We start from the raw sequence: 15626 nt of genomic DNA on the forward strand, positions 1-15626 counted from the left end.
TGCGTGAAGTGAGACAGTATCATGGCATATGGCACATCAGGCTGTCGATATCTGCCGGCTTCGTAGCGCGATGTCGGCATAAATCCGGGCGAAACGCACCAGCTCGGCCACCGCGAAGCGATCCCCCCGGGGGTCACCCGGGTCCGCCGGCAGCGACGGCGGGCCCAGCCGGACGGTCGGCACTCCCCGCCCGCGCAGCACCACCCCGTCGGTCGACCCCGTCCAGCCCCGGATGGGCTGGGGCGCGTGGCCGTGCGCGGCCCGCCAGGCGGCGTCGGCCCAGTGGCAGATCGGGGCGTCGGGGTCGGTGGCGGCGGCCGGGTGGACGGGCCAGCCGGTCACGCTCACCCCGCAGTCGCCCAGCGGGGTGCCGCGCAGCTTCTCGGTCAGCGTCGCGGCCAGGGCGTCGGCGATCTCCGCCGGCTCGTCGCCGGGCACCGTCACCAGGTAGAGGTGGAAGTCCAGCCGCCCGGGCAGCAGGTCGGGCTTGCCCGGCTGGCCGGCCCGCACCGCGCCGATGCCCACCTCCGCCCCGACCTGACCGCCACGCCCGGCGCGCCCGGCCAGGTGCGCGGCGCGGAACGCCTCCAGCGCCGCGACCACCCGGCCGAGGTGCGCCAGCAGGCCGCCCGGCGGGACGGCGGCGTCGCGGAACAGCGCCGGATGGAAGCGGCTGGTCAGGCGTACCCGCAGGAACATGGCCCCCGGCTCGGCGGTGAGCACGCCCGGCGGGCCGCTCTTGGCCACGACGGCGGCGGCCGGCAGCGGGTGCCGGTCGAGGTGGTGGGCCACCCCGCCGGGGGTGGGGCCGGCGTCGGGGTCGGTGCGGTGGGTGCCGGCGGCGGCGAGCAGCAGGGTCAGCCGGTGCGGCCGGCCGGCGGCCCGGCACGCGCCGGCCGCCGCGGCGAAGCCGACCAGGGCGGCCGCGGTCGCCGCGCGGGCCACCCCGAGGCCGAAGCCGCTGACCACCGGCTCGGCGTCCGCCCCGTCGGGCCTGCGCAGCTCGGGCGCGGGGGCGTCCCGGCCGGTGATCGGCGCGTCGAAGTCGGCCCCGCCGGTCAGGGAGGTGTCCAGGTGTGAGTAGACGAGCAGCTCCGGCGCGGTGCCGAGGGCGGAGGAGCCGACCAGGTTGGCGCTGTCGGGCAGCGCCGCCGTCGCCGCCAGGGGGTCGACCCGCCAGGACAGCTCCGGCCAGCGCGCAGCGGCCCAGTCGGCGAGCCGGCGGGCGGTGGCCCGTTCCCGGCCGTACGGGCTGGGCTCCGCCCCCAGCGCGGCCAGCGCGTCGAGGACGCCCGCCTCGTCGATCGCCTGTTCGGCCGCCCGCCGCAGCGCCGCCGGCACCTCGTCGTCCATCCCCGCACTCCCGCCGCCGTGACTTCATTCAAGATGACGTCTCGTATGTTGACATACTTGGGATGGCTTCTCTAGCGTGACCTGACATCAACGACATCGCCCCGCATCCGGCGACGTCCGCGCGACGGTCAGCGGTGCGGATGCGGACGGCCGACCCAACCGCTGGAGGACCGATGGCCTACGTGGTCACCGACGAGTGTGTGGACGTGCAGGATCGGTCCTGCGTCGAGGAGTGCCCCGTGGACTGCATCTACGAGGGCGACCGGATGATGTACATCAACCCGGACGAGTGCGTCGACTGCGGGCGCTGCGAGCCGGTCTGCCCCGTCACGTCGATCTTCCACCTGGAGGACCTGCCGGCCGACCGGGCCCACTTCGGCCCGATCAACGCCGAGTTCTTCGGCGAGATCGGCAGCCCCGGCGGGGCCCGCAAGATCGGTCGGGTCGGCCGCGACCACCCGGCCGTCGCGGGGAGCGCCACCTGATGGGCGAGCTGCACGAGGTCGACCTCGCGATCGTCGGTGCCGGCCCCGCCGGCCTCTACGCCACCTACTACGCCGGCTTCCGGGGGATGAGCGTGGCGGTGATCGACTCGCTGCCCGAGCCCGGCGGCCAGATCGCCGCCCTCTACCCCGAGAAGGCGATCTACGACATCGCCGGCCTGCCCTCCGTGCGCGGCCAGGAGCTCGTCGACGCCCTGCTCGCCCAGGCCGCCACCGCCAAGCCGACGTTCCTGCTCGGGGAGAGCGCCGTCGACCTGACCTGCGCCGAGGACCACGTGCTCGTCGGCACCGAGGCCGGCACCCAGGTACGCGCCAAGGCCGTCCTGCTCACCGCCGGCATCGGCACCTTCACCCCCCGCGAGCTGCCCGTCGGCAGCGACTACCTCGGCCGGGGCCTGCGCTACTTCGTGCCCCGCCTCGACGAGCTCGCCGGCCAGGAGGTCGTCGTGGTCGGCGGCGGCGACTCCGCCGTCGACTGGGCCCTCGCGCTGGAGCCGTACGCCCGCAGCGTCACCCTCGTGCACCGCCGGCCGCAGTTCCGCGCCCACGAGCACAGCGTCGCCCAACTGGAGTCCTCCACCGTGCGGGTGGTCACCCCGTACGAGGTGTGCGGCATCGCCGGGGAGGAGAACGTCACCTCCGTGACGATCGCCGAGGTGCGCGGCGAGGGCCGCGAGGAGCTGCCCGCGCAGGCGGTGGTGGCCGCCCTCGGCTTCATCGCCGACCTCAGCGCCATGGAACGCTGGGGCCTGGAGATGCACCGGCGCTACGTCGCCGTCGACCGGTCGATGCGCACCAACCTGCCGCGCGTGTTCGCCGCCGGCGACATCACCGACTACGAGGGCAAGGTGCGGCTGATCTCCGTCGGCTTCGGTGAGGCCGCCGCCGCCGTCAACAACCTCGCCCCGCTGGTCAACCCGGCGCTGGGCACGGTGCCCGGGCACTCCTCGGACGCGGCATGACCGCCCCCCGCGACGACGCCCGGCACACCGCCGGCGACGGCACGCACCTGGTCGCCACCCGGCACGGGCTGGGCCGGCTCACCGGCGACGGCGACGTCGAGCTGCTCGACCTGCCGTACGCCGACGTGGCCGCGCTGCTGCGCGCCGGCGCCGGGCTCGCCCCGGCCCGCGCCGCGGCCGTGCGCCGCCGGCTGCCGCTGGACGCCCTCGCCGGCGACGTCGTCGCCCCGCTGGGCGGGACGCCGGCCGTGTGGGGGGTGGGCCTCAACTACCACTGCAAGGCGCGTACCACCGGGCGGCCCCTGCCCAACCAGCCCGTGCTCTACCTCAAGTCGCCCAACGCCGGCTCCGGCCCCGACGACACCGTGCCGCTGCCCACCTCGGTCAGCGCGCAGTCCGACTACGAGGGCGAGGTCGCCCTGGTCATCGGGGCGCGGATGCACCACACGCCCGCCGAGCGGGCCTGGGCGCACGTCGCCGGGATCACCGCCGCCAACGACCTGACCTGCCGCGACGTGATGGTCGCCTCCGGCAGCCCCACCCTGGCCAAGAGCTTCCCCGGCTTCGGCGCGCTCGGCGCCTCGGTGCTCGGCCTGGACGCCGTCGCCGACCGCGACGCCATCGGCGTGCGGACCACGGTCAACGGGGAGCTGCGCCAGCAGGCCAGCACCGCCGACCTCATCTTCCCGGTGCCCGACCTGCTCGCCTGGATCTCGCGGTACGTGGTGCTGGAGCCCGGCGACGTGGTGCTCACCGGCACCCCCACCGGCACCGGCCAGGACCGGGGCTGCTTCCTGAGCCCCGGCGACCTGGTCGAGGTCACCGTCGCCGGGGTGCTGCCGCTGCGCACCCGGTTCCGCGCCGAGACCCCGGCCCAGGCAGCCGAGACCCCGGCCGGGCAGGCCGGGACCCCGGCCGTCACGGCCGAGCCCGACCCCCTTCCCGGCGACGCCCGCCCGTCGCCGCCGCTTCGTACAGAGAGTCTGATGCCATGACTGACGACAGTTCCCCGCGCTACGACCTGGTGCTGGCCGGCGGCGAGGTGTTCGACGCCGCCACCGGCGTCAGCCAGGTGACCGACGTCGCGGTGACCGGCGACCGGGTGGCCCGGATCGCCCCCGGCCTCGCCGCGCAGGGCCGGCAGGTCGTCGACTGCTCCGGGCAGTACGTGCTGCCCGGCCTGGTCGAGGCGCACACCCACATCTTCGCCGACGTCTCCAAGGTCGGCGCGCCGCCGGACGAGGCGCACCTGCGCCGGGGCGTCGTCGCGGCCTGCGACGCCGGCACCGTCGGCGCGTCCACCTTCGCGGCGTTCGAGCGGTACGTCGCCGCCCCGGCCCGGATGCGGCTGGTCAACTTCCTCAACGTCTCGGTCCTCGGCCTGATCGACTTCCGGTTCGGCGAGCTGCTCAACCCGGACACCCTGGTGCCGGAGGACGCCCTGGCGGTCGCCGCCGCCAACCCGCACCGGGTACGCGGCTTCAAGATCCGCCTCTCCGAGGACGTCGTGGGGCTGGAGTGGCGCACGCTGCTCAAGCGGTCCCTGGCGCTGTCGGCCGAGGCCGGGCTCCCGCTGATGATCCACATCGGGGAGACCCCGGAGCCGCTGCCGGTGATCCTCGACCTGCTGCGCCCCGGCGACGTCGTGGCCCACTGCTACACCGGCAAGCCGTACGGCATCCTCGGCGACGGCAAGGTCCTGCCCGAGGTGTACGCCGCCCGCGAGCGCGGCGTGCTGTTCGAGTCGGCCCACGGCAAGAGCAACCTCAGCTTCGCCGTGGCCCGCCCGGCCATCGAGCAGGGCTTCCTGCCCGACGTGGTCACCTCCGACACCAGCGGCCGCAACTGGCACGGTCCGGTGTTCGACCTGGTCACCAGCATGGCCAAGCTGCGGGCCATGGGCATGACCATGGAGCAGATCGTGCCCCGGGTGACGTCCGCCCCGGCCCGCCTCACCGGCCTCGACGCCGAGGGCTACGGCAGCCTCGTCGAGGGCGGCCCGGCCCACGTCACGGTCCTCGCCGACGCGGAGGAGGCCGAGCTGCCCGACGCCGCCGGCAACCGGATCGTCGCGCCGCGGCTGGAGCCGAGCCTGGTGCTGCTCGCCGGCGAGCAGGTGCCGACCGTGCCGTGGCGCGGCCTGCCGGCGGCCGGCGTCGCCGGGGCCTGAGCCGCTGATGCCCGCCACCGGTTCCGCGCCGTCCGCCACCGACGCCCCGCCGCCCGGCGGCGTGCACCGTTCCCGCAGGCGGCTGCGGGCGGCGTTGCGCGGTGGCGGGCGGCTCGTCGGCACGTTCCTCAAGCTGCCCGGCCCCGACGTGGTGGCCCTGGCCGCCCAGGCCGGGCTCGACTTCGTCGTGGTCGACCTGGAGCACAGCGCGCTGGACGAGCGCACCGCCGCCGACCAGCTCCGGCTCGCCGCCGCGCTCGGCCTGCCGGCGCTGGTCCGGGTGCCGGCGGTCGACCCGGGCCAGGTCAACCGGCTGTTGGAGGCCGGCGCCGTCGGGATCCAGCTCTCCACCGTCCGCAGCCGGGCCGAGGTCGGGGCGCTGCGCGCGGCCAGCCGGTACGCCCCGCACGGGCGGCGCAGCATCAGCCTCGCTCACCCGGCGGCCGGCTACGGCCTCGGCGGCCTCGACCGGTACCTCGCGGCGGAGGCCGCCGACCCGCCGCTGCTGGTCGCCCAGATCGAGACGGCGACCACCGACGACCCCCTGCCCGACCTGCTGGCCGGCGTGGACGTCGGCTTCGTCGGCACCACCGACCTGGCGGTCAGCCTCGGCCTCGCCGGCACCGACGACCCGACGCCGCTGCTGCGGCGTACCGGCGACGTCGCCGAGGCGGCCCGGGGGGCCGGGGCCGCGCTGGGCGGCTGGGTGGCCGACCGCACGGCCGAGGCCCTGGCCCGGCACGGCCTCACCGACGCCGGCTACCTGGTGGTCGGCTCGGACCTGCAACTGCTCGGCGCCGGCCTGCGCCGGCTCGCCGGCTGACCCCGACCCGGAAAGGGAGCGCTGACATGCTCAACCCGCAGCTCTACGGCATCGCGGTGAACTGGGACGACATCCCGGCCACCGACGTGCGGCCCGGGGTGCGCCGCAAGGTGTACGCCACCGACGAGGTCGTGCTGGCCTGGCACGAACTGAGCGTGGGCATGACGCTCAACCCGCACCACCACGACGACTTCGACCAGCTCGTGATGATCCTCGGCGGCCGGTGCAACTACTACGTCGACGGGGTGCCGCACCCGATGGGGGCGGGCTCGATGCTGCTCGTGCCGCGCGGCGCGGAGCACTACGTCGAGCCGACCGAGGGCCCCTGCATCAACCTGGACGTCTTCGCGCCGCCCCGGGCGGACTTCCTGGCGCACGCCTGGCGTCCCGGGCAGGGCTGAGGCCGCCGTGACCGACATCGTGGTGGTGGGCAGCCTCAACGTCGACGTGGTGGTGCCCCTGGCCGAGCTGCCCGCGCCCGGCCAGACCGTGCTCGGCGTCGCCGACCACTGGCGCGCCGGCGGCGGCAAGGGCGCCAACCAGGCGGTCGCCGCCGCCCGGCTGGGGCGCCGCGTCGCCATGGTCGGCGCGGTCGGCGACGACCCGGAGGGGGAGTGGCTCACCGGGCTGCTCGCCGCCGAGGGCGTGGACACGGCCGGGGTGCTGCGCGCGCCCCGCCCGACCGGCCAGGCGATCGTGCTGGTCACCGCCGACGGCGACAGCACCATCGCGGTCAGCTCCGGGGCCAACATGTGGCTCGCGCCGGAGCACCTCGCGCCGTCGTACGACCTGATCGCCTCGGCCCGCGCGGTGCTGTTGCAGCAGGAGGTCGCCGCCGAGGTGGTGGCCGCCGCGGTGGCCGCGGCGGGCGGCCTGGTGGTGCTCAACCCGGCCCCGGCCAGGCCGGTGGATGCGGCGACCCTGGCCCGGGTCGACGTCCTGGTGCCCAACCGGGGCGAGCTGGCGGCTCTGGCCGGGGTCCCGGCCACGGCGGCCCCACCCGGCCCGGCGGAGCTGCCCGCGCTGGCCCGCTCCCTGGGCACGCGGGGGCCGGTGGTGGTGACCCTCGGCGCGGACGGCGCGCTGGTGGTCGGCGCCGACCGGGAGTGGCTGGTGCCGGCCGAGCGCGTCGACGCGGTGGACGCGACCGGCGCGGGCGACAGCTTCTGCGCGGCGCTGGCCGACGCGCTGCTCGACGGCGCGGCGATCGACGAGGCGGCCCGCTGGGCGAGCCGGGTGGCGGCGGTGACCGTGACCCGGCCGGGCGCGATGGCCGCCGCGCCCCGCCGCGCCGAGGTGCCGGCGGCCTCGTAGGGGCGTTCCTGCGACCTCGGACAACGTCGCGCGCTCGCTTTGCTCTGCACCCACCCGCGCAGCACCCCGCCCACCAGGCGGAATCCCGGACGCCGATGCCCGGGGGTGAGGCGATCCGTCACGGCGGGTCAACCGTTGCGTATCCGGGTGCAGAGCAAAGGGCCCTGACGGACTCGTGGCCACCGGGCGGCGGCGCGTGACGGTACGTCACGCGCCGCCGCGGCTCAGACGTGGGCCGGGAAGTCCGCCTTGCGGATCAGGCAGTGGATGCCCTTCACCCCGTCGACGACCTGGCTGACCTCGAAGTCGGCGGCGGCGCTCAGGTAGGCCAGGGCGGTCTGCGGCGGCATGCCCTGGGTGCGGGCGAGGAAGGCGACGGCGGCGCGCACGGCCCGGCGCATCGCCTCGTCGAGGTCGCTGTGCAGGCCGACGGGCAGCCAGTGGGTCGCGGTCTCGGCGAAGGGGCCGTCGGCGACGCCCAGGGCCCCCGCCTGCGCCTGCGGGACGACCGACAGCCGCAGGGTGGCCCGCAGCGGCGCCTCCAGGGCGGTCAGCGCCACCTCGCCGTCGCCCTGGGCGTAGTGCGGGTCGCCGGCGTAGAAGCCGGCCCCGGGGAGCTGCACCGGCAGGTAGAGGGCGGAGCCGATCTGGAGCTCGTTGATGTCGAGGTTGCCGCCGAACGCGCCGGGCGGCACGGAGTGCACCGGGTCGTCGGTGTCCACCGCCACGCCCATCAGGCCGAGGAACGGGGCGAGGGGGAAGCGGGCGGCCCGCCCGTCGCCGTACGGCAGCGTGCCGTACAGCCGTCCGCCGCTGCTGACCACTGCGGTGAAGTGGCAGACGCTGCCGTACGCGCGGGGCACGTCGCCGTCCGGGCCGGTGTCGGCCGGGGTGAGCGGGAACTCGCCGGGCAGCGCGCCGTAGCCGTGCCGGCTGCTGACGAAGCCGTACGGGGCCCGGACGAGCAGGTCGAGGACCTCGACGCGGAGCACGTCGCCCGGCTCGGCCCCGTCGACCGCGATGGGCCCGGTGACCACGTGCGGCCCGTCGGCGTCGTAGTCGTGGGCGACGTCCGAGGCGGCCAGGTCGCGGGCGTCGGCGAGGACCCCGTCGGCGGGCACGTCGAACTGCTTGAGGTACGCGACCGGGTCGCGGCCCTGGTCCTCCAGGATGCCCTCGTGGCTGAGCGTGTCGATCGTCACCGTCTCGCCCGAGCGGATCCGCAGCACGGGTTCGTGCCGCCGGGTGGGCAGCCGGCCCCACAGGCAGGTCTCGGGCGTGCTCGGCAGGTAGTGGGTTCCAGCGATCGGGCCTTCGTGCGGCTGGAGCATGGGATCCTCCGGGAGGGGTGACACCGGCTGGCGGTGCGATGGGTGGCGCGGCTGGTGACGCGGGTGCCGTCGGCGCGCGGCGGCGGCGGCGGTGGCGTCCGGTGGGTGTGCGGACCGCGGGTGTGCGGGCCACGACGGAGGGGCCCGTACCCGCGGCGCAGCGGCGTGGCCGCGCCCTGTCGACGTTCGGCATCGTGGCCAACGAAACCGCCGTTGCGTGTTGCGCCCGTATTAACAGCGAGTAACCCGGTGCTGGAGTATGTCCTGCTCTTGACAGGTGGCAGGGCCGGATAGCAGCATCGTGGTGCGAGACGCTGTCTCGCATGACGTAGAAGGCGGTGAGGTGATGGCGCAGCAGACGCCGGTACGCCCGCTCGGTGCACCCGGTGACGGCGCGATGATCGACGAGGACTGGGAGGCGCTGCGGTTCCGCGTGCACCGCTCGGCGTACCGCGAGCCGGGGGTGTTCGCCGAGGAGATCGCGCGGATCTGGGGGCACACCTGGCTCTACCTCGGTCACGAGACGGAGATCCCGAAGGCGGGCGACTTCAAGACCCGCACGCTGGGCGGGCGTCCGCTGATCTTCTGCCGCGACGCCGACGGCGAGGTGCGGGTGTTCTTCAACTCGTGCACCCACCGGGGCACCGTGCTGTGCCGGCACAGCGAGGGCAACACCAAGTTCTTCCAGTGCTTCTACCACGCCTGGGCGTTCAGCAACTCCGGCGAGCTGGCCGCGCTGCCCGGCGACGACGCGTACCCCGACGACCCGGCCTTCCGGGCGTCGATGGCGCTGCGTCAGGTGCCCCGCCTCCAGATCCACGAGGGCTTCGTCTTCATCGCGTTCGACCCCGACGTGCCCGACCTGCTGACCCACCTCGGCCCGGCGGCGCACTACATGTCGCTCACGGCCAAGATCGGCGAGCGCGGCATGACCACCCTGCCCGGGGTGCAGCTCTACAGCGTCAAGGGCAACTGGAAGCTGGCCGTCGAGAACGCCATGGACGGCTACCACTTCGCCCCCACGCACAACACCTTCGTCGGCTACCTGCGCGAGACCGGCTTCGCCGTCACCGACGACGACCAGTACGCCTACGACCTCGGCGGCGGCCACGGCCTGCTCGTCCTCACCGGACACAACGGCCGCATCGGCATGGTCTGGGAGCCCCGCTTCGGCGAGGAGGAGAAGGAGCGCACCGTCGTCAAGCGGCGCGAGATGGAGGCCCGCCTCGGGCCCGAGCTCGCCGCCGAGGTCGCCGACGCCAGCCGCATCCTGTTCGTCTTCCCCAACCTGCTGCTGTTCGACCTGGAGGCGCTGACCATCCGGCAGCTCGAACCGGTCGCCGCCGACCGCACCGACGTGCGGGCGTGGCAGTTCGTCGAGGTCGGCGAGCCGGAGTCGGTGCGCGCGCTGCGCATCAAGACGATGGTCAGCTTCGTCGGCCCGGGCGGCCTCGCCACCCCCGACGACATCGAGGCGTACGAGGCGGTGCAGCGCGGCATCGTCGCCACCGCCGACGCGGCCGACCCCGCCCACGACTGGAGCGACATGTCGCGGGGCATGGCCAACGAGAAGCAGGGCAACCAGGGGCGCTCGATCGACGAGGGCGCGATGCGCAGCTTCTGGCGGCAGTGGGCGCACGTCGTCGGCGCGTCCACCAGCGTGGCCGGCGCGCCGCCGGCCGGTGCCTCGGCGAGCGGCCCGGCCGCCGCCGAGGCGGGGGAGTGAGCGCCGTGACGTCGGGCAACGGCAGCCGTGGGGGAGTGGTGAAAGTGGAGTCGCGCGAGGTCACCCGCGCCGAGGTGGAGGAGTTCCTCTACCGCGAGGCCCAGCTGCTCGACGAGTGGCGCCTCGACGAGTGGTTCACCCTCTTCGAGCCCGACGGCCGGCTGGAGGTGCCGACGACCGACTGGGCCGGCTGGGACGCCACCACCGCCGGATACTTCGTCGCCGACGACTACGAGCTGATCCGGGCCCGGGTCAAGCGGCTCAAGAGCCGCAAGGCGCACGCGGAGAACCCGCACTCGCGCACGCACCGGATGGTGTCCAACGTGATCCTGCTGGAGGCCGGCGCGGAGACCGTCTGGATCACCGCGAACTTCGTCATCCACCGCTACCGCGACGGCGGCGCCTACACCTACGTGGGCCGCTACGAGCACGTGCTCAAGGTCGAGCCCGACGGGCTGCGGTTCCGGGTGCGGCGGGCCGTGCCGGTGATGGAGTCCATGGACCCCGGCGCCCGACTCAGCTTCATCCTCTGAGCCGCCATGATCACCCACATGCTCGTGTTCCGCTTCCGCGACGACCTGCCGCCCGGCGCGGCCGAGTCCGTCCTGGCCGAGCTGGAGACGTTCCCGTCGCGGTATCCGGCGATGCGCAACTGGCGCAGCGGGGCCAACGTCAGCACCCGCGACGACACCATGAGCCACGGCTTCGTCGTGGAGTTCCCCACCGAGCAGGACCTGCTCGACTACCTGCACAGCGACTCGCACGAGCGGTTCGTCCGGGAACGCTGGCGTCCGGTCGTCGAGCGCCAGGCCATCGTCAGCTTCCCCACCGTGGGGGACCACCAGCACACCGAGAGGGGTAGCAGATGACCACCGAGGCCGCCGCCCGCCGCCGCGGGCCGTACGGCATGGAGTACGCCCGGATCGAGGTGCCGGACCTGGCCGCCTCCATCGAGTTCCTCCAGTACCACGTCGGCCTGCAACTGGAGCAGCACGACGACGAGTACGCCTTCCTGCGCGCCGACATCGAGCACCACAGCATCGAGCTGGTCGCCGCGCCGCAGCGGGAGGTCTCCTGGACCACCGCGGTCGGCTTCAGCGTCGAGTCCGACGCGGTCCTCGACGACCTGCGGGAGCGGGTCACCGCCGCCGGGCACGAGGTGTTCGAGCTGGCCGACCGGGTCAAGGGCCTCGTCCAGCGCGGCTTCGCCGTCAAGGACCCCAACGGCCTGATCGTCGAGCTGTTCACCGAGTTCGCCGAGTACGCCGAGCCGCCGCTGATCGAGCTGCGCCCGCTGGACCTGGTGCACCCGTTCCTCGCCACCGAGAAGTACGAGGAGACCCTGCGCTTCTACACCGAGGTGCTCGGCTTCCTCGTCTCCGACTACGTCGGCGACGTGACGGCCTTCCTGCGCAGCGAGGACCGCTACCACCACAGCCTGGCGATCCAGCGCAACAAGGAGTTCTACGTCGCGCACCTGTGCTTCATGATGAAGAGCTTCGACCACGTGATGCGCGGCCGGGCGCGCGCCCAGTACAAGCAGGTGCCCATCGCCTCGGACCTGGTCAACCACTCCGCGTCGACGTCGATCGCCTTCTACATGCACGACCCGGTGCACGGGCCGCGCTACGAGCTGTGCGACCGGCACCGGGTCTTCACGCCCGAGGAGCACGAGACCCACCGGGCCCGCCGAATGTCGGTGGACCCGCGCAACATCGACGTGTGGCGGCCGGCCGCTGACGACTGGGGCCGGTTCTGACCCCACCGCGTCTCGTCGCGCGCCGGTGCGGCGGCGGGCCCTCGTCGGCCCGTCAGCCGGGCCGGCGCGCGACGGCGGGCAGGCCGAACACGACCGGCACGCCGGGGGAGTAGAGCACGCTCACCGGCTCTCCGGCGGGCGCGGGCAGCCCCGCGGCGGCGACCAGCTCGTCGTCCAGGCTCAGCAGCTCGGCCCGGTGCAGCGGCCAGCGCGGGTGCCAGTTCGGCAGGTGCAGCGTGCGCCCGTACGCCCGGGTGTGCAGCCCCCAGCGGGCGGTGAGGAAGTGTTCCAGCGGCGTCGGGTCGGCGATCGGGTCGCCGACCCGGACCACCAGGCGGCTCGCCGCGCCGGCCGGGCCTGGCCAGCGCCGCCGGCAGCGGTACGTCAGGGTGTCGCCGTCGCGGTCCAGCCGCATCCTCGACCACAGGTACGGCAGCCGCAGGCTCGCCCGCGCGACGAGCACCGGGACCAGCCGGGAGGCGTCGAGCGACCGGAACACCACGGCGCGCCGCCCGGCGTCGTCGACGGAGTAGAGCCGGACGTTGGTCTCCCAGAAGGTGCCGAAGTACGGCACCCCCGGGCCCCGGCCGAGGCCCAGCCCGACCATCCGGAAGCCGACGAGGCCGACGTGGGCCGCCCCGTCGAGGGTGTCGGGGCGGGTGCCGGCGGGCAGCAGCGGCGCGACGAGCTCCGGCGCGACCGCCCAGTGCACGAAGGTCAGGTCCGTCCAGCGTTGCCGCAGGCTCGCCCGGGGGAACGCCCGGGCGGGGGCGGCGTCGACCGGCTCGATGTCCACGCCCCCATCCTGCCCGACCCCACCCAGGCCATCCTCCTAGGACGCTCTGCGCGGCGTGTGCCGCCCCGCCCGACCAGCCGGGACTCACCGGTCCGTCGGTCCCGCGAACGTCTCGTGCAGCACCGACACCAGGCGCGGGTTCGTCCAGTACGCCGAGTGCGTGTAGAGCTGGTCCGACAGCAGGTGCTCCACCCGCACGTCCCGGGGCGTGGAGCCGTCCGCCCAGCGGAACAACCGGCTCGCGACGAAGCCCAGCGGGTCCAGCGGATGCCACAGGTTCGCCCACCGGCCCACCGAGTCCGGCAGCAGCACCGGCCCGCTGCCGTCGTACGGGGCGAGCTGGCCGCCGCGCGGGTCGAACAGGTGGAACAGCGGCCACTGGCAGCCGAACGTCACCAGCCCCGCCGTGCGTACCGGGTCCTCGCCGGTGGCCAGGTCCAGCGCGACGACCGCGCCGAGGCTGTGCCCGATCAGGTGCACCGGCTCCTCCCGCCCGGCGCGTTCCCCGGCGACGGCGGTGATCTGCTCGCGGATGCGGGCCCGGATCCGCTCGCCGTGGCGCTGGTAGACCAGCACGTCGCCGAGGGTGAGGGCGACGTACCGGGCGCGGGCGATGCGGGCCCAGGTGTAGAAGCGCTCCCCGGCGGCGCCGACGGCCGCGCCGGCCACCCGGTCCAGCTCGGGCAGGCGGCGGCGGATGACGCGGCGGACCGCCCCCGGGTCGCGTACCTCGTGGCCGGCGTCGCCCACGGCGTCCCGCGCCGCCGCCGCGAGCGCCGCGCCCACCTCGGCCAGCAGCGTCGGGTCGTCGGCGTGGCGCAGCCACCGGGTCCGCGGCCACTCCTGCGCGATCGCGTCCAGCACCTCGTCGGTGACGTCCGGCGGGGCGTCCCGCGACTCGACCGGCGGCGGGTCCAGCGTCTGCCGGGCCCGCGCCCGGACCAGCTCCAGCCGCTGCGTGGGGGTCAACGGGACCGGGCCGGCGAGCCCCAGGCCGGCGTCGTCGGCGACCGGCGGCGGCCCGCCGTCGCGGACGTCCCAGGACTGCCCGGCACCGGGCGGCATGGCCAGCTCCACCCCGAGGGTGGACGAGCCGAGGTCACCCCAGTAGGCGGAGTGCATCGTCCACCGGCCGAGGGCGGCGGCGCTCAGCTCCGCCACCCGGCCGGCGACCACCTGCGGGTCGCGGTTGGCGATGCCGTGGATCACGAAGACGGGCCGGTCGTCGCTCATGCGGTCGCTCCTGTCAGGATCGTGGCCTGTGGATCGCCGTAGACGGCGTAGGCCAGGCCGGTCGGGTCGCCGGGGTCGGCGAGCAGCTCACGGCGGGCGGCGAAGGACGCGGCGGCCAGCGGCGCGCCCCCGCGCAGTTCGGCGTAGAACCGGTCGGCGTAGCGGTGCGCCGATTCGGTGCGGACGGCCCAGGTGGAGCCGACGAACGCGCCCGCGCCGGCGCGGACGAACTCGTTGGCCCAGCCGCCCATGAGCGTGTCGTAGGAGCCGCCGTCGACGCTGCGGCAGGCGTTGAAGAACACCAGCGGGCAGCGGGCGCGCAGGCTGCCCCGGGCGGCGGCGCGGGCCAGCGCGACGGGGCGGAACCGGCCGTCGTCCATCGCCACGCCGCCGTCGGAGTCCGCGCCGGGCTGGTCCTGGTGGCAGGCGAGGTGCAGCAGGCCGAAGTCGCCCCGTTCGATGCGGCGCAGCAGCTCCTGCGTTGAGGTGACCAGGGCGCCGGGGGCGTCGAGACCGGCGTTGACCTGCCGGATCTCGGCCACGGCGCCGGTGGGTGGGTTGCGGCCGTGCACGAAGACCGCGTCGCTCAGCGCCAGCGACCGGGCGGGGGAATGGCCGCCGGTCTGCCGCATGACCGCCAGCCGCTCGGCGGGGAACTCGTCCCAGGTGGGGGGCAGGAGCAGCTCCCACGGCAGCTCGCTGACGTCGCTGCAGATGGTCAGGCCGGTGGCGGTGGCCAGCCGGGCCTCGACCTCGCGGCCGATCTCCGGCGGCAGCGCCCGCCACAGCAGCGTGCCGTACCCGGCGAGCTCGCCCCGCACGGCGGCGGGCCGCCCGCCGGTGCCCCGGGCCGCCGCGTCGACGGTGCGCAGCAGGTCCGCGAGCAGCCCGCGGGGGACCGACCCGGCCGTCGCCGTGGGGCCGTCGCGGCCGACGAGCCGGAAGGCGTAGCCGTCGCGGTGCCGGTCGACTTGGAGGGCCACCTCGCCGGGCCGGGGGGCGAGGTGCTCGACGCGGGCGGTCAGCCGGTGCGGCGACGCGTACGACGCCGAGTCGGTGACCAGGACCGTGCGGACGATCGCCGCGATCTGGCTGCCGCCGCCGTCGACGAAGGCCCGGACGGTGACCTCGTGCCGGCCCTCCTCGGCGGCGCCGAGCACGAACACGACGCCGTCGGGGTCGTCGCCGGGGTGGACCCGCACGACGTGGACGGCGTCCGACTCGATCGACAGCGTCGGCGAGGCGACCGTGACCAGCACGTCGACCCCCCGCTCGGGGACGGGGAACGGCCGGGTGGGGACGCTGCCGGGGCCGCCGTCGCGGCTGATCGTCACGTGCAGCGGGAACCGGGTGCCGGGGCGGGCCTGACGGGACAGGGACGTCGTCAGGTAGCGCACCGGCGGGGCGCTGCCGGGCTCCGCGCGGGGCCGGCTCTCGGCGGCGCGTACCGTCTCCATCGCCCACCGTTCCAGCGCGGGGTCGCCGCGCAGGGCGCGGGCGATCGCCAGGTCCGCCAGCGGCCCCGGCGGCCGGGCCAGGGCCTCGGCGAGCAGCTTGTCGATGCGCGCGGCCGTCTCCGCGTCGGCGACGAGTTCGCCGAGGCGGGCGCGGACCTGCTCGGCGACCCAGCGCAGGGTCCAGGTGTCGTCGGGCACC

Annotated in this window: 16 protein-coding genes; 11 read left to right on the top strand and 5 right to left on the bottom strand. The window is 75.2% G+C overall.

What is annotated here, in order from left to right:
* Window positions 1-36: 36 nt before the first annotated feature.
* Window positions 37-1353, bottom strand: coding sequence for a hypothetical protein (locus O7628_RS25645; protein ID WP_278134394.1), 1317 nt, complete (start codon window positions 1351-1353; stop codon window positions 37-39).
* A 173-nt stretch (window positions 1354-1526) separates the two neighbouring features.
* Between O7628_RS25645 and fdxA the strand changes: the two genes are divergently transcribed.
* From fdxA to O7628_RS25680, 7 genes are read left to right on the top strand one after another with little or no spacing between them, the layout of a single operon-like run.
* Window positions 1527-1838: a ferredoxin gene (gene fdxA / locus O7628_RS25650; RefSeq protein ID WP_074477794.1), complete on the top strand. Its 312-nt coding sequence runs from the start codon at window positions 1527-1529 to the stop codon at window positions 1836-1838.
* Window positions 1839-1846: 8 nt separating this feature from the next.
* On the top strand, window positions 1847-2818 hold the full coding sequence (locus O7628_RS25655) for an NAD(P)/FAD-dependent oxidoreductase (RefSeq protein ID WP_278136404.1): 972 nt from the start codon (window positions 1847-1849) through the stop codon (window positions 2816-2818).
* Window positions 2815-3813, top strand: coding sequence for a fumarylacetoacetate hydrolase family protein (locus O7628_RS25660; protein ID WP_278134397.1), 999 nt, complete (start codon window positions 2815-2817; stop codon window positions 3811-3813). The genes O7628_RS25655 and O7628_RS25660 overlap by 4 nt, the downstream gene beginning before the upstream one ends.
* The gene (locus O7628_RS25665; RefSeq protein ID WP_278134399.1) at window positions 3810-4988 is read left to right on the top strand and encodes a hypothetical protein; all 1179 of its coding nucleotides are present in this window, start codon (window positions 3810-3812) and stop codon (window positions 4986-4988) included. The genes O7628_RS25660 and O7628_RS25665 overlap by 4 nt, the downstream gene beginning before the upstream one ends.
* A gap of 7 nt (window positions 4989-4995) precedes the next feature.
* A complete protein-coding gene (locus O7628_RS25670; protein ID WP_278134401.1) occupies window positions 4996-5811 on the top strand; it encodes an aldolase/citrate lyase family protein in 816 nt (271 codons plus the stop codon).
* Between the two features lie 26 nt (window positions 5812-5837).
* Window positions 5838-6212 carry a cupin domain-containing protein gene (locus O7628_RS25675; RefSeq protein WP_074477804.1) on the top strand — a complete coding sequence of 125 codons (375 nt, stop codon included), beginning with the start codon at window positions 5838-5840 and terminating at the stop codon, window positions 6210-6212.
* A gap of 7 nt (window positions 6213-6219) precedes the next feature.
* On the top strand, window positions 6220-7125 hold the full coding sequence (locus O7628_RS25680; protein WP_278134404.1) for a ribokinase: 906 nt from the start codon (window positions 6220-6222) through the stop codon (window positions 7123-7125).
* Between the two features lie 224 nt (window positions 7126-7349).
* On the opposite strand, the gene O7628_RS25685 is transcribed toward O7628_RS25680, so the two are convergent.
* Window positions 7350-8456 carry an acetamidase/formamidase family protein gene (locus O7628_RS25685; protein ID WP_278134406.1) on the bottom strand — a complete coding sequence of 369 codons (1107 nt, stop codon included), beginning with the start codon at window positions 8454-8456 and terminating at the stop codon, window positions 7350-7352.
* 346 nt (window positions 8457-8802) lie between these two features.
* Here O7628_RS25685 and O7628_RS25690 point away from each other — a divergent pair, with 346 nt between their 5' ends.
* From O7628_RS25690 to O7628_RS25705, 4 genes are read left to right on the top strand one after another with little or no spacing between them, the layout of a single operon-like run.
* Window positions 8803-10182 carry an aromatic ring-hydroxylating dioxygenase subunit alpha gene (locus O7628_RS25690; RefSeq protein ID WP_278134408.1) on the top strand — a complete coding sequence of 460 codons (1380 nt, stop codon included), beginning with the start codon at window positions 8803-8805 and terminating at the stop codon, window positions 10180-10182.
* Window positions 10183-10226: 44 nt separating this feature from the next.
* Entirely contained in the window at window positions 10227-10715 is a 489-nt protein-coding gene (locus tag O7628_RS25695) for an aromatic-ring-hydroxylating dioxygenase subunit beta (RefSeq protein WP_141724015.1), read from the top strand.
* A 6-nt stretch (window positions 10716-10721) separates the two neighbouring features.
* Window positions 10722-11051 carry a Dabb family protein gene (locus tag O7628_RS25700; RefSeq protein WP_278134411.1) on the top strand — a complete coding sequence of 110 codons (330 nt, stop codon included), beginning with the start codon at window positions 10722-10724 and terminating at the stop codon, window positions 11049-11051.
* Window positions 11048-11941: a VOC family protein gene (locus tag O7628_RS25705; RefSeq protein WP_178064476.1), complete on the top strand. Its 894-nt coding sequence runs from the start codon at window positions 11048-11050 to the stop codon at window positions 11939-11941. Before O7628_RS25700 ends, O7628_RS25705 begins: the two co-directional genes overlap by 4 nt.
* Before the next feature lie 52 nt (window positions 11942-11993).
* Here O7628_RS25705 and O7628_RS25710 read toward each other — a convergent pair whose 3' ends face one another.
* The 3 genes from O7628_RS25710 to O7628_RS25720 form a co-directional block, all read right to left on the bottom strand.
* Window positions 11994-12737, bottom strand: coding sequence for a DUF2071 domain-containing protein (locus tag O7628_RS25710; protein WP_278134414.1), 744 nt, complete (start codon window positions 12735-12737; stop codon window positions 11994-11996).
* 84 nt (window positions 12738-12821) lie between these two features.
* Window positions 12822-13970, bottom strand: a complete 1149-nt coding sequence (locus O7628_RS25715) for a hypothetical protein (protein ID WP_278134416.1) — start codon at window positions 13968-13970, stop codon at window positions 12822-12824.
* Window positions 13967-15625, bottom strand: a complete 1659-nt coding sequence (locus O7628_RS25720; RefSeq protein ID WP_278134418.1) for a CHAT domain-containing protein — start codon at window positions 15623-15625, stop codon at window positions 13967-13969. The genes O7628_RS25715 and O7628_RS25720 overlap by 4 nt, the downstream gene beginning before the upstream one ends.
* Between the last annotated feature and the right edge of the window lies 1 nt (window position 15626).

The sequence above is a fragment of the Micromonospora sp. WMMD956 genome (genome assembly GCF_029626125.1).
Classification (GTDB): domain Bacteria; phylum Actinomycetota; class Actinomycetes; order Mycobacteriales; family Micromonosporaceae; genus Micromonospora; species Micromonospora carbonacea.